At 55.2% G+C, this 22,893-nt stretch carries 16 protein-coding genes; all 16 read left to right on the top strand.

The window, feature by feature from the left end; genetic code table 11:
- The first annotated feature begins 8 nt into the window (after positions 1-8).
- The 16 genes from ACW9KT_RS08380 to ACW9KT_RS08455 all read left to right on the top strand — a co-directional run bounded on the left by ACW9KT_RS08380 (position 9) and on the right by ACW9KT_RS08455 (position 22,689).
- The gene (locus ACW9KT_RS08380; RefSeq protein ID WP_457079258.1) at positions 9-3,287 is read left to right on the top strand and encodes a SusC/RagA family TonB-linked outer membrane protein; all 3,279 of its coding nucleotides are present in this window, start codon (positions 9-11) and stop codon (positions 3,285-3,287) included.
- Between the two features lie 20 nt (positions 3,288-3,307).
- Positions 3,308-5,191 carry a RagB/SusD family nutrient uptake outer membrane protein gene (locus ACW9KT_RS08385; RefSeq protein WP_457079260.1) on the top strand — a complete coding sequence of 628 codons (1,884 nt, stop codon included), beginning with the start codon at positions 3,308-3,310 and terminating at the stop codon, positions 5,189-5,191.
- 7 nt (positions 5,192-5,198) lie between these two features.
- Positions 5,199-5,543 carry a cupin domain-containing protein gene (locus ACW9KT_RS08390; protein WP_457079262.1) on the top strand — a complete coding sequence of 115 codons (345 nt, stop codon included), beginning with the start codon at positions 5,199-5,201 and terminating at the stop codon, positions 5,541-5,543.
- A 27-nt stretch (positions 5,544-5,570) separates the two neighbouring features.
- Positions 5,571-7,622, top strand: coding sequence for a pectate lyase (pelA, locus tag ACW9KT_RS08395; RefSeq protein ID WP_457079264.1), 2,052 nt, complete (start codon positions 5,571-5,573; stop codon positions 7,620-7,622).
- Between the two features lie 10 nt (positions 7,623-7,632).
- The gene (locus ACW9KT_RS08400) at positions 7,633-9,162 is read left to right on the top strand and encodes a tagaturonate reductase (protein WP_457079266.1); all 1,530 of its coding nucleotides are present in this window, start codon (positions 7,633-7,635) and stop codon (positions 9,160-9,162) included.
- On the top strand, positions 9,159-10,814 hold the full coding sequence (locus ACW9KT_RS08405; RefSeq protein ID WP_457079268.1) for a UxaA family hydrolase: 1,656 nt from the start codon (positions 9,159-9,161) through the stop codon (positions 10,812-10,814). Before ACW9KT_RS08400 ends, ACW9KT_RS08405 begins: the two co-directional genes overlap by 4 nt.
- A gap of 50 nt (positions 10,815-10,864) precedes the next feature.
- Positions 10,865-12,322 carry a glucuronate isomerase gene (gene uxaC / locus ACW9KT_RS08410; protein ID WP_457079270.1) on the top strand — a complete coding sequence of 486 codons (1,458 nt, stop codon included), beginning with the start codon at positions 10,865-10,867 and terminating at the stop codon, positions 12,320-12,322.
- A gap of 110 nt (positions 12,323-12,432) precedes the next feature.
- Complete coding sequence (locus ACW9KT_RS08415; protein ID WP_457079272.1) at positions 12,433-13,440, top strand: PfkB family carbohydrate kinase; 1,008 nt, start codon at positions 12,433-12,435, stop codon at positions 13,438-13,440.
- 136 nt (positions 13,441-13,576) lie between these two features.
- Positions 13,577-14,233: a bifunctional 4-hydroxy-2-oxoglutarate aldolase/2-dehydro-3-deoxy-phosphogluconate aldolase gene (locus ACW9KT_RS08420; RefSeq protein ID WP_457079274.1), complete on the top strand. Its 657-nt coding sequence runs from the start codon at positions 13,577-13,579 to the stop codon at positions 14,231-14,233.
- Positions 14,234-14,314: 81 nt separating this feature from the next.
- Positions 14,315-15,670 (top strand): MFS transporter, encoded by a 1,356-nt coding sequence (locus ACW9KT_RS08425; protein WP_457079276.1) that lies wholly within the window; start codon positions 14,315-14,317, stop codon positions 15,668-15,670.
- A 56-nt stretch (positions 15,671-15,726) separates the two neighbouring features.
- Positions 15,727-16,200: a nuclear transport factor 2 family protein gene (locus ACW9KT_RS08430; protein WP_457079278.1), complete on the top strand. Its 474-nt coding sequence runs from the start codon at positions 15,727-15,729 to the stop codon at positions 16,198-16,200.
- A gap of 117 nt (positions 16,201-16,317) precedes the next feature.
- Positions 16,318-17,373, top strand: a complete 1,056-nt coding sequence (fbp, locus tag ACW9KT_RS08435) for a class 1 fructose-bisphosphatase (protein WP_457079280.1) — start codon at positions 16,318-16,320, stop codon at positions 17,371-17,373.
- Between the two features lie 39 nt (positions 17,374-17,412).
- Positions 17,413-18,765: a Gfo/Idh/MocA family oxidoreductase gene (locus ACW9KT_RS08440; protein ID WP_457079282.1), complete on the top strand. Its 1,353-nt coding sequence runs from the start codon at positions 17,413-17,415 to the stop codon at positions 18,763-18,765.
- 166 nt (positions 18,766-18,931) lie between these two features.
- Entirely contained in the window at positions 18,932-20,476 is a 1,545-nt protein-coding gene (locus tag ACW9KT_RS08445; RefSeq protein WP_457079284.1) for an aldehyde dehydrogenase family protein, read from the top strand.
- Between the two features lie 232 nt (positions 20,477-20,708).
- Positions 20,709-21,839, top strand: a complete 1,131-nt coding sequence (locus ACW9KT_RS08450) for a DmpA family aminopeptidase (RefSeq protein WP_457079286.1) — start codon at positions 20,709-20,711, stop codon at positions 21,837-21,839.
- Positions 21,829-22,689 (top strand): aminotransferase class IV, encoded by an 861-nt coding sequence (locus ACW9KT_RS08455; protein ID WP_457079288.1) that lies wholly within the window; start codon positions 21,829-21,831, stop codon positions 22,687-22,689. Before ACW9KT_RS08450 ends, ACW9KT_RS08455 begins: the two co-directional genes overlap by 11 nt.
- Positions 22,690-22,893 lie beyond the last annotated feature (204 nt).

The raw sequence follows: 22,893 nt of genomic DNA on the forward strand, positions 1-22,893 counted from the left end.
CCCTACTCATGAAAAAATATCTATTCGTATTCTGTCTGCTGCTGGGTGCGGCGACGGGGGCCTTCGCTCAGGCCCAACGAACCATTACGGGCGTGGTACGCTCGGCAACCGAGGCCTTGCCCGGCGTGACTGTACTCGTTAAAGGAACTACCAACGGTGCATCTACTGACCCAGAAGGCCGCTTCAGCATTACGGTGCCAACGGGCCAGCCTGTGACCCTGAATGTCAGCTCTATCGGCTACGTGTCGCAGGAAGTTGCCGTCGGCGACCGTGACCAGATCAATGTTACGCTGAAGGAAGATGCGCAGCAGCTGAACGATGTAGTGGTAATTGGCTACCAAGAGGTTAATCGCCGCGACGTAACTGGCTCGGTATCATCGGTGAGTGCTCAGCAAATCAAGGACATTCCTGTAAACTCGGCCGCTGAGGCCTTGACCGGCCGCTTAGCGGGTGTGCAGCTAACCAGCTCCGAAGGTACTCCTGGCAACCAGAACGTGCAGGTGCGGGTACGAGGCGGTGGCTCCATCACGCAAGACAACTCACCACTCTATGTAGTGGACGGGGTGCAGGTTGAAAATGCACTCAGCGTAATTGCCCCCCAGGATATTGCATCCGTTGACGTGCTGAAAGATGCCTCGGCTACGGCCATCTATGGTGCGCGCGGTGCTAACGGAGTAGTAATTATTACCACTAAGAAAGGAATTGAGGGTCGTACCGTTATCAGCTACAACGGATTCGCTGGTGTCCGGCGCCTTGCCAATAAACTAGGCGTGCTCAACCCCGAGCAATACTTAGATTACCAATTCGAGCGCGCTCAAATAGCAGGCACTGGTACGGGCGGTTTGCCTTCTTTCAGATCACTCTTCGGGAGCAGCAACTTCAACAGCGATACGCTGCAACGAGCTCGTAGTGCCCCGTTCATTGACTGGCAGGATGAAACCTTCGGGCGCGACGCGTTTCAGCAAACCCACAACGTGTCAGTAGCAGGGGGCGTGAAAGGCACTACCTACTCCCTGAGCCTGACGCGCAACCTAGAGGATGGTCTTCAGCGCGGCTCCGATTACGACCGGAAACTCGTCAACTTCCGCTTCGATACCAAAGCAAGTGAGCGGCTGCAGGTGGGATTGAACGTGCGCTTCAACGACCAAACCACCAACGGGGCTGGTACTTCTACTACGGGCTCCAACACCACATCGCGGTTGCGTAATACAGTGCAGTATCAGCCTTTATCGGTGCCCAGAGCATCCGGCGCGGTGCTAGATCCGAACACCTTCGACGATGAGTTCCTCGCCATTTCTTCGTTGGTGAGCCCAATTGTAGCTATCGACAGTGAATACCGCCGTGATAAGCGCCAAACATTTAACATAAGCGCTAACGCAGCTCTGAAAATCGTTGAGAATCTAACGTTTCGGACTACGGCTGGTTTCGATATCACGAATGCCAACCTTGGTACCTTCAATGGTCGTTTCTCTCCGCTGTTGCGGCAGCCCGCCGGCAACTACCAGCAGCTGCCTACCGCCTCTATCACGACAGGCGTGCAAAACACGTTCAACAACTCCAACGTGTTAGATTATAATTTCAAAAAAGACCTGCACTCGGTAGGGGTGTTAGTTGGCCAAGAAATTTATCAGCAACGCAACACACAGCAGTACATCCAAACCAACTTCTTGCCGCTGGATATCACGGCCGAGCGGGCTTTGGCTAACATCAATCAGGGCGTACTGCCCGCTGGCCAGACGTCGCAGCCGGTGTTGCCGCAAACTAGCATTCCACAAGACTACCGCCTCCTTTCGGGATTTGGCCGCGTCACGTACTCTTATGACGACCGGTATCTGTTCACGGGTACCTTCCGGGCCGATGGCTCGTCGAAGTACCGGCCCGGCAACCGCTGGGGCTATTTCCCTGGGGCTTCGCTAGCCTGGCGCATTTCGCGTGAAAGCTTTTTCCAAAATATAGAGGCCGCTGCTATTTCGGACTTGAAACTGCGCTTGAGCTACGGTAAAGCTGGTAACAACCGGATTGCGGACTTCTTAGGTGAGCAGCTCTTCTCAGCTGGTAGCGCGCCTTATGCTATAAACAGGTCTATCGTGTTGGGTTCGGCTGCCACTTCGCTGGCTAACCCCAACCTGAAGTGGGAGTCTACTACGTCGCGCAACATTGGAGTTGATCTGGCCCTGCTTGATAACCGGGTGCAGTTCACCGCTGATGCCTATTACAATACGACCAGCGACCTGCTAATCAACCGCACCATTCCGGCGTTCCTGGGCTACACTAGCCAAACCCAGAACATCGGTTCTACTTCCAACCGCGGCCTGGAGCTGCAACTGACTGGCACTATCATCACCAATGACGCCTTCACTTGGACGGCAACGGCCAACTCCTCGTTCAACCGGGGCCGTATTGAGAGTTTGGGTGAGGGTCTTGATGAATTACCGGCCATCAGCTCCGGTTGGGCTGGAAGCGCAGCCACGCTCAGCCGCGATTACGTAGCTAGAGTTGGCCAGCCAGTGGGTCAAATGTTTGGCTACGTAACCGATGGTTACTACACGGCTGATGATTTCGTGAGCTACAATCCGGCCAACCCAGCTGCTCAGCGGTGGGTTCTGCGAACCGATCGCCCCGGCTTGTTGGCTTCGGGCACACCTGATGGCGTGGTGGCACAGCCGGGCTTACTGAGGTTGAAAGACCAGAACGGCGACGGTTTAATTAATGAGGAGGACCAAGTAGTTATCGGCAACGCCAACCCTAAAATGGTGGGTGGCCTGAACCAGCAGTTCACTTACAAGAACTTCGATGCCAGCATCTTCCTGAACTTTGTGTTGGGCAACGATGTGTACAATGCCAACAAGATTGAGTTTACTACGAACACAGCCAACACGGTATTTAGCAACGTGCTCGACGACATGAACTCGCGCTACCGCATCACCGAAACCGATGGTACATTCATCACGTCGGCAGAGCGGCTAAGCGAAATCAATCAGGACGCTAACATCTGGCGGCCAACCTCCAGCTACTTCCTGCATTCGTGGGCAGTGGAAGATGGCTCGTTCTTGCGCATCAACAACGTAACTATGGGCTATACCCTGCCTAAAGCACTAACTGAGCGGGCTAAAGTCCAGCAGTTGCGTTTCTACGTGACGCTTAACAACCTGTACACCTTCACCAAATACACGGGCTACGACCCGGAGGTGAACACGCGCCGCAATACACCGCTCACACCCGGTGTTGATTACGCTGCTTACCCACGCAGCCGCGCCTTCATGTTTGGTGTGAATCTTTCTTTGTAATTCTCTATCCGTTACTCGATATGAAATCCTCTGTTTTTTTCCGGGCTGCACTGGCCGCTAGTGCGCTAGTTGGTACCGCTGGGATGGTAACGTCTTGCAAAGACTACCTCGACGTAGAACCTATTGCACTCAATACAACCGAATATACTTTCAGCACTGTAGCAGGCGCCACGGCTGCCGTTATCGGGGCTTATGATCCACTGTCAGGAGATAATAGCTACGGACAGCGCATAAGCATGTATTTTCCTTATGATAGCGACGAAATGATCAGCTCACCGGGCCCGGCTACGGATGGCGGCCGCCGGGGCATCGCTCGCTACAAAGCGCTGTCAACGAACACCGACTTAACCAATCCTTGGAACACTCTCTACCAAGGCGTTGAACGGTCCAACATTTGTATTCAGCAAATTCCTTTGTCGCCGCTTTACAACAGCGGTAGTGCCGCCGACACGGCGACCATGCACCGACTGCACGGGGAGGCGCTTACCTTGCGGGCGCAGTATTATTTCGACCTAGTACGTCATTGGGGCGACGTGCCGGCCCAATTTACGCCGTCAGTATCAGGCCAGGATTTCCTGCTGCCCAACGCTGACCGTCAAGCCACGCTGGCCAAACTGATTGAAGACCTGGCGCTGGCGCAGAAGCTGGTGCCGTGGCGCTCTGCTGCTGGCGTGACTAGCGAGCGGATAACCAAAGGAGCTGTGAAAGCTCTGCGGGCCCGTATTGCCCTGTTTCGGGGCGGCTATAGCCCTAACCCCACCACCGGCCAGATGGAGCGCCCCGCGGACTACCTTGACTATTACCGCATTGCGCGACAAGAATGCAGCGAGATAATGGCGCGGCCGGCCGAGCATTCGTTGAATCCTAGCTTCGAAGGGCTATTCAAGAGCATTAATCAGCTGCAATACGAAAGTGCTAATGAAATTATGTTTCAGGTGGGAATGACAGGCTCAACAGCTGTGTCGGATAGCAAACTGGGCTACTATAATGGACCCCGTCTGCAAAATGCTTCCAGCATTTACGGCTCTACCCAAGGGGGCGTAAATGTGGTACCAACTTACTTCTACGCCTTCGACTCCACGGATACGCGGCGCGACGTCACTATTACCACCTACGGTATGGCTAGCAACAGCACGTTCTTTACGGGCGTGGCTCTGAACGTGATAGCGGACGGCAAATTCCGCCGCGACTGGCGTACCCCGCTGCTCACGGGCGCAAGCAACTACTTAGGGTACAACTGGCCCATCATTCGGTTTGCCGATGTGTTGCTGATGTTCGCTGAAACCGAAAACGAACTTGAAGGCCCCACTGCCAATGCGCGGGAAGCCATGCTAAGCGTCCGGGCACGTGCTTTCGGTGGTAGCCGTGCTCGGGCTGAGGCCACGCTTGCGCAGGGTGGCTTCCGACTGACCAGCAAAACAGATTTTTTCAATGCTATTGTAAACGAGCGGTATCTAGAGTTCGGCAGCGAAGCTATTCGCAAATACGACCTGATCCGCTGGAATCTGTTCAGCGCGAAGATGGCTGAAGTGAAGGCCAACCTGGAGAAGCTAGCCAGGGGCCAAGCACCTTACCAAAACGTACCGCAGTATATGTACTTCCGCACACCTACTACTGTAGGTAGTAGCGTACAGTGGACACGCTCGTTCTATCGTCCATCACCCACTCCAAATACCGCTCCTACGGGTACAGTGCGGGTAAACTGGCGCCAGGCAATTGATGCGGCGTACATTGCTAATACCAGGCCTCTGGGTACACCCTTCACACTTGGCAATACCACAGCTGTCAGCCTGGGTACTGGTTTAGCCGCCGAATACGTGCCCAATGCCGGCAGAGAGTTGTTACCCATTCCGCAGGCTACTATTGCGGCAGATAACAAACTGGTGCAGAACTTCGGCTACTAAGCAGCTAATGGCAACTGTGCCCACGTCGCCCATTTTCATCCACTCCGACCGTCTTCCCTGGGAGACGGTCGGAGAAGGAGTGAGACGGCAGATTCTCACCCACGAGCCAAGCTTGATGCTGGTGCGTGTCAGCTTTGAAGCGGGCGCAGTAGGTGCCTTGCATCAGCACGTGCACACCCAAATAACCTATGTGGAAAGCGGCGTCTTTCGGTGCACAGTAGGAGAGGAGGAACGCACGCTAAAAGCTGGTGATTCCTTTTATGCGCCCTCCCAAGTATGGCATGGCGTGGTGTGCGAAGAAGCGGGAAAACTGGTGGATGCCTTCAGCCCCATGCGGGAGGATTTTGTGTAATGCCTCGAAGGCACCTGTACAATGAACATGAAACAACTTATCAAATCACTTCTGCTGCTACTGCTCTTGGGGAGCATTTTGTCCCCCAGTCAGGCTCAGCAGATTGTGGTAGCTCAGAATGGCTCGGGGAAATTTCGCACTATTCAGGAGGCTATCAATAGCCTGCCGAATGAGGCTGCGAAGCCACGGGTAATTCTGATCAAAAACGGTACGTACCGCGAGAAGCTTTTCATCGACGGCAAGAGCAATATCACGCTTAAAGGTCAGAGCGAGAAAGGCACTATCATCACCATTTCGCAGGCCCGCGACGCTTGGCGTTGCGACCCTGTGAAAGGTGCTGATGACTGGGGCGTAGCGACGCTAAACATGCGTAACTCTCCTGACATCACGCTCGAAAATCTCACCTTCATCAACAGCTACGGCTTCGATGCCCAAGGCGAGATTACGATAGACTGCCCCGCCGACCCGAGTGGTAAAAAGAAGGTGCAAAAAGACGGTCACCAAATGGCCATGCGTACCTCTCAGGGCGCTACTCGCATCACGGTGCGGCAATGTACGTTTCGGGCGCTGGGCGGTGATACCGTTAGCCCATGGGACACCGAGAATGGCATGTTCTATTTTCAAAACTGCACCATGGAAGGTGGTGTGGATTTCTACTGTCCGCGGGGCTGGGCTTACATCGAAAACAGCCGCTTTATCTGCCACAATATGTCGGCCGCCATCTGGCATGATGGTTCAGGTAATCGCGACTCCAAAACGGTGCTCAAAAACTGCACTTTTGAAGGCGACGACAACTTTAAGCTAGGTCGATATCACCGCGAGTCGCAGTTCTATCTGATTGATTGCAAGTTCCCCAAGAACATGGCTGATGCCGACATCTACCATTCACCCTCGGGGCCAGGTACGCCTAATTGGGGTCGGCGTGTGTATTATGCCAATTGCCACCGCGAAGGCGGTGACTATGCTTGGCACAGCGACAACTTGAACACTGCAGAAAAAGCCCCCCAGGTTCGCCAAATAACGGCTAACTGGACTTTTGGTGGCCGCTGGAACCCCGACCGGAAGTCGCCAGCCATCACGGCAATAGCGCCTGTAGGTGTTGATACCATTGCCGAGAAAATGTTGGTGTATCAGCGCAGTGTAGGCGGCTGGCCTAAAGCCGTGGGCGACGTGAAAGTAGACTATAGCAAGCCGTTGAGTACTGCTAAAAAAGCGGCTACGCTCGACGACGCTAGTCGCAACGATGCTACCATCGACAACGATGCCACCACCCGGGAGATTAAGTACCTGATGGAGGCGTTTCAGAAAACCAATAACCAAGCTTACCGAAAAGCAGCTGAAAGAGGTATCGCTTTTCTGCTGAAGATGCAGTACCCTAACGGGGGCTTTCCGCAGTACTACCCCGACATGAGCAGCTACCGCCATGCCATTACCTACAACGACAACGCCATGATTCGGGTGCTGGAGTTGCTGCGCAATGTGGCTCAGCAAAAAGGCAACTTTGCAATCGTGAACTCGAGCCTAATACCTCAGGCCCAGGCAGCTGTAGCGCGCGGAATTGACTGCATTCTCAAAACCCAGTATGTGCAGAACGGAAAGCTCACTGCATGGGGCGCTCAGCACGACGAAAAAACTCTACAACCGGTAAAAGCCAGAGCCTTTGAGCTGGCCTCGCTCAGCGGTATGGAAACAGTTGAGATTGTGGAATTCCTGATGGAAGTAGACAATCCTACTCCAGAAATTAAGAAATCAATTGAGGCAGCGGTGGCATGGTTGGACGCCGTGAAGCTATCGGGATACGCCGTGAAGCTGATTGACGCGCCCAAGGAGCCTACCGGCAAAGACCGTGTGATTGTGCCAGAGCCTGGCTCCGTTATCTGGGCCCGCTTTTATGATATGGAAACCAATAAGCCCATCTATGTGGGCCGCGATGGGGTAAAAAAATCTACCCTGGCTGAAATTGAGAATGAGCGGCGGGCGGGCTATGCCTACGCAGGCACTTGGCCCGCTAAGCTGCTGAACAAAGAATACCCCAAATGGCAACAGAAGTGGGCTACTACCACCGGTGCGAAATTATAAGTATCGAACTATGAAAAATCTCTCTCGTGCCGTTGCCTTAGCTGACACTGAGGCACCCGTGCTCCGCCCCACGGCTGCGCTGCTGGAGCTGCCCGAAAAAGTACTGCAATTTGGCACCGGCGTCTTGCTACGCGGCCTGCCAGATTATCTGATTGATAAAGCCAATCGGCAAGGTGTTTTCAATGGCCGCATCGTGGTCGTGAAGTCTACCGACGGGGGCGACCTCACGGCTTTTGAGCGCCAGGATAACCTGTATACCGTGGGTATTCGGGGCGTGGAAGACGGCCAGACGGTGGAAGAAAATGTGCTCTGTGCGTCTATTAGCCGCGTGCTGTCGGCCAAGAGTCAGTGGGCGGATGTGTTAGCCTACGCCGCTAGCCCAGACCTGCAAATCGTGATTTCGAACACCACTGAAGTTGGTATTCAGCTTACGGCTGATGACATCCGTCAGGAGCCACCGCACTCGTTTCCGGGCAAGTTGTTGGCCGTACTCTACGCCCGTTTTCAGGCGTTTAGCGGCGATGTCTCGAAAGGCTTGGTCATTGTGCCTACGGAGCTCATTCCCGATAACGGCCGCAAGCTAGAGGCCATTTTGTTAGAGCTAGCACACCGTAATGGGCTGGAGCCGGAGTTTATCGAGTGGCTGGAAACGGCAAACACCTGCTGCAATTCGCTCGTGGACCGCATAGTGCCGGGCAAACCCGACGCGGCCACACAGCAGACACTGACCACCCAGTTAGGCTACGACGATGAGCTGCTGACCATGACGGAAGTATACCTGCTGTGGGCAATTGAGGGCGACGAGCGGGTGAAGGGAGTTCTATCTTTCCACCAGGCGGATAAGGGGATATTTATTCGCCCCGATATCAACTTGTTTCGGGAGTTGAAGCTGCGCCTACTCAATGGCACGCACACGCTGAGCTGCGGCTTGGCTTATTTGAGTGGATGCGAGACGGTGCGCGGTGCCATGGAGAATGATTGTGTGGCCACTTTTGTCCACAATCTGATGTTAGGTGATCTGCTGCCGGGCATCCCGTATGCCGTGGACGAGAAAGTTGGTCAGCGCTTTGGTTTGCAGGTGCTGGACCGTTTCCGCAACCCCTATATCGAGCACCGGTGGCTGGCCATTACCATGCAGTACACCATGAAAATGCAGATGCGCAACGTGCCCACCTTGCTGCATTACTATAAGCGCTTCAACACTGCGCCTCAGTACATGGCAATGGGGTTTGCGGCCTATTTGCTTTTCATGCGCGGCACTCGGCAAGAAGGCAAAACCTGGCACGGCACGGCCAACGGCACGGAGTATCCCATTAACGATGATCAGGCGGGCTACTTTGCCGAACTGTGGGCTCGCAACCTCTCGGCGGCCGAGCTGACGACAACGGTTTTGCAGAATCAAACACTTTGGGGTCACGACCTCAGCCAATTACCCGGCTTTGCCAAACGCGTGAGCGACAACTTGCAGCAAATGCTGGAAACTGGCGTTTCGGCCACCGTAGCAAAGCATTTAAATAAAAAAGCCACCTTAGTCAAATGAAGCATCAGGTAGCCCGAATTCATCCCGACGATAACGTATTGGTAGCCCTGGCTGATTTGCCAGAAGGCACACCCGTACCGTGGGATGGAACGACCTTAACTACGACGGCTCGTATTCCGGCCAAGCATAAGCTAGCCACCCGCGACTTCGAGCCCGGCGACTTAATAACCATGTACGGTGTGCTGGTGGGCAAAGTGCGCCAGTCGATACCGGCTGGCGGCTTGCTGACAACCAGCAATATTCAGCACGCCACCGACAGCTACGACGAGCATCAGCACGAAAAAGCCCCCTGGACGGCCCCCGACGTAAGCCGTTGGCAGGACCGCACTTTTATGGGTTACCATCGCAGCGACGGGCGCGTGGGCACGGCCAATTATTGGCTGGTTATTCCACTCGTGTTCTGCGAAAACCGAAACGTGCAGGTGCTGGAAGAAGCTTTGGTAAATGACCTGGGGTACGCTCGCCGCAAGAGCTACCAGCCCCAAACGCAAGCGCTCATTTCCTTGATGCAAGCAGGTAAGTCGGTAGAAGAAATTCTGCAAACCGACCTGCAAAGCGATGAAAATGCCCCCCAGGGCCCGAACCGGCTGTTTCCAAACGTAGATGGTATCCGGTTTTTGAGCCATGAAGGCGGCTGCGGCGGTATTCGTCAGGATGCGCAGACGCTGTGCGGGCTGCTGGCTGGTTATATCACACATCCGAACGTGGCAGGTGCGACGGTGCTGAGTTTGGGTTGCCAGAATGCGCAGGTGACCATGCTGCAAGACGAAATCAACAAGCGCAGCCCCAACTTTGATAAGCCGCTGTTCATTCTAGAGCAGCAGAAAATTGGTACGGAAGAAGCCATGATCAGTATGGCGCTGCGGCAGACGTTTGCGGGCTTGATGCAGGCGAATCAGATTCGTCGTCACCCGGCCCCACTGAGCAAGCTGAACATCGGTTTGGAATGTGGCGGCTCCGATGGCTTCTCTGGCATTTCGGCTAATCCGGCTGTTGGCTACGTCTCGGATATGGTCGTGGCGCTGGGTGGCTCGGTTATTCTAGCGGAGTTTCCGGAGTTGTGCGGCGTTGAGCAGGAATTGGTGAATCGATCAGTAGACAACGCTACGGCTGAGCGCTTTAGCCAGTTGATGAAGGCGTACGGCGACAGCGCTATTGCGGTGGGCTCGGGCTTCGACATGAACCCCTCGCCCGGCAACATTCGAGATGGGTTGATTACGGATGCTATGAAGTCAGCGGGTGCGGCGCGCAAGGGCGGCAGCTCGCCGGTAGTGGCGGTGCTCGACTACCCTGAGCCTGTGACTAAGCCTGGCTTGAACCTGCTTTGCACGCCCGGCAACGACGTGGAATCAACGACGGCTGAGGTAGGCTCGGGCGCTAACGTTGTGTTGTTTACCACTGGCTTGGGTACGCCCACCGGCAACCCGATTGCCCCGGTTGTGAAGATTGCGACCAACACAGCGCTGGCCAAGCGTATGCCCGATATCATTGACGTGAACACCGGCACCGTTATCGACGGCGAAGAAACTATTGAGCAGGCGGCCGAGCGAATTCTGGATTATGTAGTTCGGGTAGCTAGCGGGGAAGAAGTTGCCGCCGTGCGCCACGGACAAACTGACTTCATTCCGTGGAAGCGCGGGGTTTCGCTGTAATTGAGCCCCGCCGAAAAAGCCTCCCAGAACAATTAGCTAAGATCACCACTATGAAAAAGCCCTTTCTCAACGACGATTTCCTGCTGCAAACGGAAACGGCCCAACAGCTCTACCATGAGTTTGCGAAGCCAATGCCTATCATCGATTACCACTGCCATCTGCCGCCCGATCAGATTGCCCAGGATCGGCAGTTTGAGAACGTCACGCAAATCTGGCTGTATGGCGACCATTATAAGTGGCGCGCCATGCGTACCAATGGCGTAGATGAGCGCTACATCACGGGCGATGCATCGGACTGGGAAAAGTTTGAGAAGTGGGCCGAGACAGTGCCGCAGACCGTACGTAACCCTCTTTATCACTGGACTCACCTAGAGCTGCAGCGCTACTTCGGCATCACGGAAGTGCTGAACAAGGACAGCGCCCGCCGCATCTACGACGCCTGCAACGAGAAGCTGCGCACGCCGGAATATTCGGTTAAGAATCTGCTGCTCAAAATGCAGGTGAAAGTGGTGTGCACCACCGACGATCCAGCCGATTCATTGGAGTATCATCAGGCTATTGCGGCCCAGCCATTTGGGGTCCAAATTCTGCCTACTTTCCGTCCCGATAAGGCTATGTCGCCAGAAGACATAACCGCCTATAACAGATACCTGGATAAGCTAGGCGCGGCGGCCGATGTCAACATTGCTACCTACGACGATTTGCTGGAGGCCCTGCGCCGTCGTCACGACTTCTTCCACGCCCAAGGCTGCCGTCTTTCGGATCATGGCTTGGAGCGAATGTATGCTTCGGACTACTCAACGGAACAGGTTGCCAGTGCCTTTGCGCAAGCACGCAGCGGACAAGAGCTAAGCCAGGCCGACACGGAGGCGCTCAAGTCTGATTTGCTCTTGGAACTGGCCCGCATGGACCACGCCCGCGGCTGGACGCAGCAGTTTCACCTGGGCGCGCTGCGCAATAATAACGCGCGTATGTTGCGCCAACTTGGCCCCGATACCGGCTGGGATTCTATCGGTGACTTCCCCCAAGGTCGCGCCCTGTCTACCTTCCTCGACCGCCTCGATTCGTCGGATCAGCTGGCCAAAACCATTCTCTACAACCTCAACCCCGCCGACAACGAGCTGATGGCTACCATGATTGGTAACTTCCAGGATGGCACGGTAGCCGGCAAAGTACAGTGGGGCTCGGGCTGGTGGTTTCTGGACCAGAAAGACGGCATGGAAAAGCAGATCAACGCCCTGTCGAACATGGGCTTAATCAGCAAGTTTGTGGGCATGCTCACCGACTCACGCAGCTTCCTTTCCTACCCGCGCCACGAGTACTTCCGCCGCGTGCTTTGCAACCTGTTTGGCAACGATGTAGAGAACGGCGAACTGCCCGATGATATGGAGCTGCTGGGGGGCATTATTGAGAACATTTGCTACTACAATGCCAAGCAATACTTCGGCTTCGACGCGGTAGCCCAAGCGGCACCAACTGCCGCTTCAGGTGAGTACATGAAGGTATAGCCGTATTCATTGCCCATCTTGCTAGTACCACGAAATGAGGAGAAGCAAGATGGGCTCCGGCTTACCGGCGAATTAGCTTCGCTTTTCTTTTCAGCATTCCTACCTTCCCGATGAAACAGGTTGTCACCTTTGGCGAAATTATGCTGCGGCTTTCGCCGCCTCTAAACTATCGGTTCACGCAGGCAGCCAGCTTCGAGGTGAACTACGGTGGCGGCGAGGCAAATGTGGGCGCAGCATTAGCAGGGCTAGGCATACCAGCCGCGCACGTTACCTGCTTTCCGGCCAACGAGCTAGGCCAGGCCGCCACCCAAAGCTTTCAGCGCCTAGGCATGGACATGAGCCACACGGTATACAGCGGCAAGCGGCTGGGGCTTTACTTCTTAGAAGTGGGGGCATCAATGCGGGCCAGTAAAGTGGTTTACGACCGCGCCGATTCTTCCTTCGCTAACCTCGATCCAGCTGCTTTTGACTGGGATGAGATTTTGAAAAATGCCCAATGGCTGCACTGGACGGGCATCACGCCTGCCATTTCGGCTGCGGCTGCTCAAGCCATCGGTGAAGGTATCCAGGCGGCTCGCCGTATGGGTCTAACCGTGTCAGCTGACGTGAACTACCGCCGCAATCTGTGGCAGTACGGGCAGCGCGCCCAGGATGTAATGCCTGATCTCGTGGCTGGCTGCGACGTAGTGGTGTGTTCGGAAAATGACGCCGACGATTTATTTGGGATAACACCAGCTGCGGGCGCAGAGAACAAGTTCGCTTCTATCAGCGAGCAGCTCATGACTCGCTTTCCACAAATCAAACAAGTAATCAGCACTCGTCGCAAAACCCAAAGTGCCTCTCACGAGCGCATCAAGGGCCAACTGTTCGATGGTGCTTACTCGGAAACGCCTTACTACGATATCACGCCCGTGGTAGACCGAATAGGTGGTGGCGACGCCTTTCTGGGGGGCTTTATTTATGGCTCTCTGAAGTACGCCACGCCGCAGGAGGCGCTGCACTTTGCGGTAGTAGCCTCGGCCCTCAAACACACCATTCACGGCGACGTGAACCTAGTAACGGTGGCCGAAGTGGAGCACGTGCTCCAAGGCAACACGACTGGCCGCTTGGTACGGTGATTTAGCGATTTAGTGAATTAGTGAACTGGTGAAATGTCTGTGCCTGCTGCGCAAGTCAAATGACAAACTAGCCATTTCACTACATCACTGAGTCACTAAATCCCTTAATCCCTTAATCACCATTTTACCTTCCCTCATGCCTCGTTTTTCCGCTGACCATATTCTCGAAACTGTCCTGCGCCACCCCATTGTGCCGGTTTTTTACCACGCTGAGGTAGCCTACGCTAAGCGTATTATGCAGGCCTGCTACGATGGCGGACTACGGGTTTTTGAGTTTACCAATCGAGGCGAAAAAGCCCCCCAGGTCTTCGCTGAGCTGGTCACTTTTGTGCGTGATACTTGCCCCGATATGCTGCTTGGCATCGGCACGATTTATCAGGCCGAAGAAGCGGAGCGCTTCATTGCCGCCGGCGCCGATTTTGTGGTGCAGCCCGTGACCACGGAGTCCGTAGCAGCCGTGTGCCAGCAGCACGATGTGCCCTGGCTGCCGGGTGCTATGACGCTGAACGAAATCTATAACGCTACCCAACTGGGCGCGAAGCTCGTGAAGGTGTTTCCGGGCAACGTAGTCGGGCCGGGTTACATTAAGAGCCTGCGCGGCCCCATGCCTGCTGTGAAGATAATGGTGACTGGTGGCGTAGAGCCCACGACGGAGAGCCTATCTGAATGGTTTGGCGCCGGTGTAAATGTTGTTGGGATGGGCTCGCAGCTTTTTAAAAATGCTGATGACACGGCAGCCCTAAGCCGACAGATTGCTGATTTGCTGGCGTTTGTCGAAACCTTGAAAAAGTAACGCTGCCCGGATGGCGCGTTGGTCGCGCCATTAGTTTGCCCACGAGTACGAGTTCTGCTTTGCTATCAATTTCCACACCCGATGATGATACCCTCTCCAACTCAATCTCCGCCCGGCACCCCGCTTGCTGCAGCATCTGAAAAGATGAGCAAGTATCGGTGGACTATCTGCGCGCTGGTGTTCTTCGCTACTACAGTCAACTATCTTGACCGGGCCGTTATTTCGCTATTGAAGCCTTACCTCGAGACGGAGTTTAACTGGAATTCGGGTGACTATGCCAACATCGAGATAGCCTTCAAAGTCGCTTACTCCCTAGGTATGCTAGGAGCGGGGCGCATCATCGATGCACTGGGCACCAAGATTGGTTACGCCTTAGCCACTTTCCTGTGGAGCTTGGCCGCTATTGGCCACGCTTTTGTCACCAGCACTTTTGGCTTCAGTGTAGCGCGGGCTTTCCTAGGTGTAACGGAGGCCGGCAACTTCCCAGCGGCCATCAAAACGACGGCCGAGTGGTTTCCGCAGCGCGAACGGGCTTTAGCTACCGGCATCTTCAATTCGGGCTCCAACGTGGGCGCCATCATCGCCCCGCTCACCGTGCCGCTCATTGCCGAAACCATCGGCTGGAAATGGGCTTTTATCATCACCGGCGCGTTTGGTTTCGTTTGGTTGCTCTTGTGGTTTATTTACTACGAGGTACCCGCTAAGCAAGCTCGCTTGACTAAAGCCGAGTTCGACTATATCCACAGCGACGTGGACGATATGGCGGCCGCTTCGATTACGACCCAGCCTAAAGTTTCTTGGTTTAAGCTCCTGACTTTCCGTCAAACCTGGGCCTTTGTGCTAGGCAAATTCCTCACCGACCCAGTTTGGTGGTTTTATCTCTTCTGGCTGCCCGATTTCCTGAATAAGCAATACGGTTTGAAAGGCACTGATGTGGCCTTGCCAGTGGCGGCGGTGTACGTGCTGTCGAGCATCGGTAGCGTGGGTGGCGGCTGGATTCCGCTAAACTTTATCAAGCACGGAATGCCTGCTTTCAAGGCTCGTAAAACCTCCATGCTGCTCATTGCCCTGTGCGTATTCCCAATTGTATTTGCCCAGTACCTCGGCCGGATTGATATGTGGCTAGCGGTGTTGGTAATTGGTATTGCTGCGGCCGCGCACCAAGCCTGGAGCGCCAATATTTTCACCACCGTATCGGATATGTTCCCGAAGCGCGCCGTGGCCTCGGTTACCGGTATCGGCGGCATGGCTGGTGGACTGGGGGGCATTTTGCTGACAGCGTTAGTACAGAAGCAGATGTTCGTGTACTACGAGAGCATCAATCAGCTGGACAAGGCCTACTTCATCATGTTCCTGATTTGCGGTGGCGCTTATCTGCTGGCCTGGGTGCTCATGCACTTCCTCGCGCCGCGCATGAAGCAAATTTCTCTCGATTAAACGGTAAGCTGCCCTCACTACTGAACTGCTTTCCCGCTCTCTAACTCTCCCGTGTTATGCAAAAACATTTTCTGCTACTGGCGCTCCTATTATTGGTGCTGCCGGCGCTCAGCTTCGCCCAAAACAAGAAAAATATAGACGCCGCCAAACAAGTGGAAGCCTTGGAGCGCCAGCGCTTTGCGGCCCAGGTAAGCAAAGACTACGCGCTGCTAGATAAGTTTTTCGGCGAGGACCTCGTGTACACGCACTCCAACGGCAAGCAGGACAACAAGACCAGCTACATCCAGAGCATTCGCGACGGCAAGAGCGTGTACGATAAGATTGATGTGGAAGCGGTGAACGTGCGGGCCTACAACGACGGCCAAGCTGCGGTGGTGAATGGCACCATTACTATCACCTCGCCGCCCAAGCCTGATGGGCAGCTCAATATTGCCCACATCAAGTATGTGGTGGTGCAGATAAAAGACCCCAAGAAAGGCTGGCAGGTAGTGCTCTGGCAGTCCCAAAAACAGCCCGAAGTGAAGAGTTAGATTGTTGAGCTTAGGGGGTAAGAGTGAAGAACGTAGGTTCTTGCTCATGACCGCTAAAGCTCCAAGATCTTACCTCTACTGTCTAAGTTCTAAGCTCTTACCTCTCATCTCTCTCCCATGAATCCTGCCCACGAAAACAACTTAGCCCAACCGGTTGGTACCACGCTCGACCGCTACATTATGCGCAAGCAGTTGGAGTTTGCGTTTGCTACCGGCGAACTGTCGCAGCTGCTTCGCGACATTGCCTTAGCCGGTAAGATTGTGAACCGCGAAGTAAACCGCGCCGGTCTTACAAGTATTATCGGGGCCGCTGGGGGGCAAAATGTGCAGGGCGAGCAGCAACAAAAGCTGGATGTAGAAGCTAATATTCGCTTTATCCGCGCGCTAACCAATGGCAAGGAAGCCTGCGCGGTGCTGTCGGAGGAAGAGGAAGACATTATCCATACCGGCAACTGTGAGGGCCGCTACGTGGTAGCCATCGATCCTCTGGATGGCTCGTCTAACATCGACGTGAATATCAGTATTGGCACCCTGTTCAGCATTTACCGGCGCATATCTCCGGTGGGAACAGAAGCCACCGCCGCCGATTTTTTGCAGGGCGGGCGCAAGCAGGTGGCCGCGGGCTACATCTTGTACGGCTCCAGCACTATGCTCGTGTATACTACGGGGCACGGCGTGGCGGGCTTCACCTACGAGTCGTCGCTGGGCGAATTCTTTCTCTCGCACCCCGATATCCGCATTCCGGCTACCGGCCCGGTGTTCTCCATCAATGAGGGCTACTGGTTTGAGTACCCCGAGTACGTGCGTAAGTTTCTGCTCAACTGCAAGCGCCGCACCATGAGCGGACGCTACGTGGGCTCGCTGGTGGCTGACTACCACCGCAACCTGTTTACGGGAGGCATTTATTTGTATCCGCCTAATAAAAAAGCCCCCCAGGGCAAGCTGCGTCTGCTTTATGAAGGATATCCATTGGCCTTCTTGATGGAGCAAGCTGGCGGCCTGGCCTCTTCAGGCACCCAAGCAGTGCTCGATATCGAGCCTACCGATTACCACCAGCGCGCGCCTCTCTTTATCGGCTCCCCTGATCTGGTGGCCGAGCTGCTAGCCGGCGCCGACGAGCTGGTGCCGACGCCGACCTACGAGGCGGCCTCTGGCATGCATAGCGTTCAGTAAGAGTAAGTTTTCTCCGTTTCACTGCTTGTTTCTCATCCTATGAATGCGACTCAGGGCGATGCTTCGCGCCGGGAATTTCTGCAGAAGTCAATGCTGGCAACAGCGGGTTTGCTCACGCCGCTGCCCCTCACGGTACTTGGGGCGGCTAAGGCCAAGCGCCGCGTAGCCATGGTGGGCACCGGGCACCGTGGCACCGGTATGTGGGGCAAGCTATTGCTCGAAGAACACGGTGATGTTATTGAGTTTGTAGGCCTCTGCGACACGAATAAAGGTCGGCTCGAAACCTCGAAGAAGATGATGGGCGTAAACTGCCCCACTTTCACGGACTTTGAGCAGATGATGCGCAAAACCAAACCCGAAATTCTGATTGTGACCACCGTGGATTCCACCCACGATGAATTCATTATCAAGGGGATGGAAATGGGCGCCAACATCGTGTCGGAAAAGCCCATGACTACCGACGAAACCAAGTGCCAGGCAATCCTGGATGCGGAAAAGCGGACGGGCAAGAAGGTAACAGTTACCTTCAATTATCGTTACTCGCCCCACCGCCAGAAGATGTATGATCTGATCCGGCAGGGCGAAATCGGGGAGGTGACGTCCGTCGATTTCCACTGGTATCTCGACAACCGCCACGGCGCCGACTACTTCCGCCGCTGGCATCGCCTCACCGAGAAAAGCGGCTCATTATGGGTGCACAAAGCCAGTCACCATTTCGACTTGCTAAACTGGTGGCTGGAGTCGGAGCCCGAGACCGTGTACGCCAAAGGAGCCTTGGAAAACTATGGCAAAAACGGCCCGTTCCGCTTCACCAACTGCCGCCCCTGCCCGCACAAAGACAAGTGCCCTTACTACTGGGACATGACCAAAGATGCCCGCCTGATGGCCCTCTACGCCGCCAACGAGCAATACGATGGCTACCTGCGCGACGGCTGTGTGTACAAAGAAGACGTGAACATCTACGATAAGATGGCCGCCACCATCGGCTACGCCAACGGTGCGCAGGTCAGCTACTCGCTCACGGCTTACTCGCCCTACGAAGGCTACCGCATTGCCTTCAACGGCACCAAAGGCCGCATCGACGCCTGGATAAAAGAGTCGGGGGCTATGAAAATGGAGCCCTACGATGAGATTATGCTTTCTCGAAACTTCGGCAAAGTGGAGTACTTCCAGGTGCCCCAGGCCGAGGGCCACGGCGGCGGCGACAAGCTACTGCGGGCTCAGATTTTTCGTCACCCGGAAGCCCCCGACACCTATCGCCAGGCCGCCGGTAGCCGCGATGGTGCCATGGCCATTCTGGTGGGCGTAGCGGCCCGCAAAAGCATTGCCAGCGGTCAGCCCGTTCGCATTGCCGACCTTACCAATTTGAAACCTGTGGCCGTGAAGGCTTAAAGGCTAAAAAGGCGTTCATGTAGAGTAGCGCGAAGCATGACTGCTTCTTGGTTTGAGATATCGATTTATTGGGTCTGACACCTCATCATCGTTCTAAACAATTTACCACACCCTTCCACTGGGAGCTAGGTTGCCGTCAACTTCACAACCAGCCCTTTCCTCTACTATGCCCAAAATAATTGCCCCCCAGGTCGAGTTCAGTCATCTACTGAGCCAGGTTAGAAGTGTCACTCCCGAAATCCTGACGCCCGATGGTCAGTTTCTGAACCTGATGGAAGGCCGCTGGCAGGAACCCGGCAAGCCCCGCAAATTCACGTCGCCCGTGGATGGCACGGACCTAGGCGCCCTGCCTATGCTCGACCACGATACGGGTTTGCGAGCCGTTATTTTCGCCAAGCAAGAAGCCGCCGCCTGGGCCGCCACCGACCTCGACGAGCGCAAAAGCCGGGTGCAGGACTGCCTCAACCAACTCCGCGACCAGGTAGATTTAGTGGGTAAGCTGCTCATCTGGGAGATCGGTAAAACCTATAAGCTGGGATTCACTGACATCGACCGGGCCATTGAGGGTGTGCAGTGGTACGTCGATAACATCGAGGAAATGCTGGGTCAGCGCAAGCCCCTGGGTTTGGTGAGCAATATTGCCTCCTGGAATTATCCCATGTCGGTGCTGCTGCACGCGGTGCTGGTGCAGGCGCTCTGCGGCAACTCTGTTATTGCCAAGACGCCTACCGATGGCGGCTTTATCTCCCTGAGCCTCACTTTCGCTATTGCTCGGCGCTGCGGCCTACCGGTTACGCTGGTGAGCGGTCCGGGGGGCGAATTGAGCGACGTGCTCGTGAAGCATGATGCCATCGACTGCCTCAGCTTCGTGGGTGGCCGCTACAACGGCCGCAACATTGCTGATGCTCTAAGCGCCCATCACAAGCGCTACATGCTGGAAATGGAAGGCGTGAACACTTACGGCATCTGGGATTACAGCGACTGGAACAGCATGGCCGATCAGCTCAAGAAAGGCTACGACTACGGTAAGCAGCGCTGCACCGCCTACGTGCGCTTCGTGGTAGAACGTCGGCTGTTTCCGCAGTTCCTTGAAACTTACCAAAGCGCTATCCGCAGCCTGAAAGTGGGTAACCCTACCTTGGTCGATAACGCCGACGACAAGCTGCCAGACCTAGCTTTTGGCCCGGTGATTCACGCCCAGCAAGCTCAGGACCTGGATCGGTTGTACAAAAACGCCCTCCAGACCGGTGCCACGCCCATTTACGAAGGTAAGCTCGACGATAGTCTGTTCCTTCCCGGCCAAGACCGCTCAGCCTACGTGGCGCCCCGTGCGCTCGTCAACTTGCCCCGCCAAAGCGAGCTTTACTTCAAAGAGCCGTTCGGCCCCATCGATTCCATCGTGCTAGTAGATAGGGTAGAAGAACTGGTGGGAGAGATGAATATCAGCAACGGGGCCCTAGTAGCTGCCATTGCCTCCGACGACGAAAAGCTGGCCCGTCGTACGGCTAAGGAAGTGCGCGCCTTCAAAGTGGGCCTTAACAAGCTGCGTTCCCGCGGCGACCGGGAAGAAGTGTTCGGTGGCTTGGGTGAAAGCTGGAAAGGAGCCTTCGTGGGGGGCAAATTGTTGGTCGAAGCCGTCACGGAAGGCGACTCGGGGGTTTCCGTTTTGGGGAATTACGAGGACGCCACGCTGCTACCAGAGAAGATTTAGAAGCTGGGTTTCATAATACTAGCTGCATATGCAAAAAGGCTCGAAAAGGACCCTGGGGGCTTTTTCGGGCCTTTTTGCTTAGGTGAGAGTAGCTTTTGAGGGTTGATTGCTTCAAATAGCGTTTACTTTTTAGAAGCCTCTTGATATAAACTCACGCCTCCGCTCGCCCAAACTGTCCACTGGTATTTAAAGCTCAGGCTGATACCTTTACCCACTCTCCTTGTTCCACCGCATGAAACTTTCCTTGCTAGTGCTGCTGCTCTTGGGCCTGGCCTTACAAGCTCGAAGCCAGGAGCGCAAACGCGCCCGCGAGTATGGCATCCGCATTGGAGTTTTGCCCCCCGGAGCGCTCAATGCCATTACCGACGTAGCGGGTGTGCGCGTCGGGCACACCACGCTGGTGCAAGGCCAAGAGGTGCGCACCGGCGTCACGGCCATCGTGCCGCATGCGGGCAATGTATTTCAGCAAAAGGTACCTGCAGCGGTGTACGTCGGCAATGGCTTCGGCAAGCTGGCGGGCAGCACGCAAATAAAAGAACTCGGCCTCCTGGAAACACCCATTATCCTGACTAATACGCTCAGCGTGGGCACCGCAATGAACGCGGTTGTCGGGTATGTGCTGCGGCAGCCTGGCAATGAAGCAGTACAGTCGGTGAACGCGGTGGTGGGGGAAACCAACGACGGTTCCCTTAACGACATCCGTGGCCGCCACGTCACGGAGCAACACGTGCTGGCCGCCATCGAGCAGGCTCAGCCTGGCCCTGTAGCGGAGGGAAACGTAGGTGCCGGCACGGGCACAGTGTGCTTTGGCTTCAAAGGCGGCATTGGCACGGCATCGCGCCGCGTACCAGCCCAGCAGGGAGGATATACCGTGGGCGTGCTGGTGCAGACAAATTTTGGTGGCGTGCTTCAAATTAACGGGGCACCGGTAGGCCAGGAGTTAGAGCAATTTTATCTGAGTCAGCAGCTGAAAGACCGCGCCGATGGGTCATGCATGATTGTAGTAGCCACCGATGCGCCAGTCGATGCCCGCAACCTGGAGCGCCTAGCCAAACGGGCCTTTCTAGGCCTGGGCAAAACGGGTGGCATTGCCACTAATGGCAGCGGCGATTATATCATCGCTTTTTCCACTCATCCGGGGTTGCGTGTGCCGTATGCGCCTACGCCTGCTACCCAAACCACGACTACGCTTACCAACGACGCCATGTCGCCGCTGTTTCTGGCGGTTATTGAGGCCACGGAAGAAGCAATCGTCAACTCACTGTTCAAGGCCGAAACCATGCAGGGCAAGCAGCAACAGCGCATTGAGGCCCTGCCGCTAGAGAAAGTATTGAAGATTTTAAAGCACCATCATGCCCGCTAACTCGCCCCTGCACGCCTACATTCACGGTCAGATTACACCCCTCGATCAGGCTTTTTTACACATCAGCGACTTGGCCATTCAGCGTGGCTACGGCGTATTCGACTTCTTCAAGGTGCACGCGGCACAGCCGCTGTTTCTCGACTACTACCTCGACCGCTTCTACCAATCGGCGCAGCTCATGGAACTGACGGTACCGTTAGAGCGCCCGGCTTTGATTGAAGTTATTCAGGCTCTGATTAGACGCAACGGCTTGCCCCTGTCTGGCATTAAGATGATCCTGACCGGTGGCTACTCGGCCAACGGCTACGAGCCGAGCACACCTAACTTGTTGCTCACTGAGCAGCCGCTGGTGCTGCCTACGCCTGAGCAGTTGGATGAGGGCATCAAAGTGATAACGCACGACTACTTGCGCGAAATACCGCCGGCCAAAACCATCAACTATTCTATGGGCATCCGGCTGCTCAAGCAGATTAAGGCCCACGGTGCCGATGAGGTACTCTATCATCACGAAGGCGTGGTAACGGAATTTCCGCGCGCTAATTTCTTCCTGGTAAAGCAGGACAACACGGTAGTTACCCCCGCTACTAATGTGCTAGCGGGCATCACGCGCCGCAATATCCTGGCGTTGCCTGGGCAGCCTTATCAAGTAACAGCAGGTACTGTAACCCTGGACGATGTGTATCAAGCCAAAGAAGCTTTCCTGACCAGCACGACCAAGCGCGTGCTGCCAGTGGTGCAAATTGATGATGTTGTACTGGGTACGGGCAAGCCGGGGCCAGTAACCATGGCTTTGCTCCGGGCCCTGCTGCAACTGGAAGAACAACAGCAGCAAACAGTAGTCGTAACCTAGTCAAGCCAGCCTAGGAGATGTAGCATTAGTTAGTAAAGCCCGCTGGACGCAATAGCCAAGAAATTATTTGTTACAGCTGTACCCGTCGGTTAGGTTATAGTTGGGCGGCTTGATTTCGGGTCTACGTTCAATCAAGAAAGTATGCGCTTCAAAAAAAGAATGGGATAGACGGCACTCCTGCGTCAACCACAAGGAGTAATCAAT

It is taken from the genome of Hymenobacter sp. HD11105 (assembly GCF_054051685.1).

Excerpts from the sequence above, each read along its gene's own strand:
- ACW9KT_RS08380 (WP_457079258.1), top strand. The coding sequence starts at position 9 with ATGAAAAAATATCTATTCGTATTCTGTCTGCTGCTGGGTGCGGCGACG.
- ACW9KT_RS08385 (WP_457079260.1), top strand. The coding sequence starts at position 3,308 with ATGAAATCCTCTGTTTTTTTCCGGGCTGCACTGGCCGCTAGTGCGCTA.
- ACW9KT_RS08390 (WP_457079262.1), top strand. The coding sequence starts at position 5,199 with ATGGCAACTGTGCCCACGTCGCCCATTTTCATCCACTCCGACCGTCTT.
- pelA (WP_457079264.1), top strand. The coding sequence starts at position 5,571 with ATGAAACAACTTATCAAATCACTTCTGCTGCTACTGCTCTTGGGGAGC.
- ACW9KT_RS08400 (WP_457079266.1), top strand. The coding sequence starts at position 7,633 with ATGAAAAATCTCTCTCGTGCCGTTGCCTTAGCTGACACTGAGGCACCC.
- ACW9KT_RS08405 (WP_457079268.1), top strand. The coding sequence starts at position 9,159 with ATGAAGCATCAGGTAGCCCGAATTCATCCCGACGATAACGTATTGGTA.
- uxaC (WP_457079270.1), top strand. The coding sequence starts at position 10,865 with ATGAAAAAGCCCTTTCTCAACGACGATTTCCTGCTGCAAACGGAAACG.
- ACW9KT_RS08415 (WP_457079272.1), top strand. The coding sequence starts at position 12,433 with ATGAAACAGGTTGTCACCTTTGGCGAAATTATGCTGCGGCTTTCGCCG.
- ACW9KT_RS08420 (WP_457079274.1), top strand. The coding sequence starts at position 13,577 with ATGCCTCGTTTTTCCGCTGACCATATTCTCGAAACTGTCCTGCGCCAC.
- ACW9KT_RS08425 (WP_457079276.1), top strand. The coding sequence starts at position 14,315 with ATGATGATACCCTCTCCAACTCAATCTCCGCCCGGCACCCCGCTTGCT.
- ACW9KT_RS08430 (WP_457079278.1), top strand. The coding sequence starts at position 15,727 with ATGCAAAAACATTTTCTGCTACTGGCGCTCCTATTATTGGTGCTGCCG.
- fbp (WP_457079280.1), top strand. The coding sequence starts at position 16,318 with ATGAATCCTGCCCACGAAAACAACTTAGCCCAACCGGTTGGTACCACG.
- ACW9KT_RS08440 (WP_457079282.1), top strand. The coding sequence starts at position 17,413 with ATGAATGCGACTCAGGGCGATGCTTCGCGCCGGGAATTTCTGCAGAAG.
- ACW9KT_RS08445 (WP_457079284.1), top strand. The coding sequence starts at position 18,932 with ATGCCCAAAATAATTGCCCCCCAGGTCGAGTTCAGTCATCTACTGAGC.
- ACW9KT_RS08450 (WP_457079286.1), top strand. The coding sequence starts at position 20,709 with ATGAAACTTTCCTTGCTAGTGCTGCTGCTCTTGGGCCTGGCCTTACAA.
- ACW9KT_RS08455 (WP_457079288.1), top strand. The coding sequence starts at position 21,829 with ATGCCCGCTAACTCGCCCCTGCACGCCTACATTCACGGTCAGATTACA.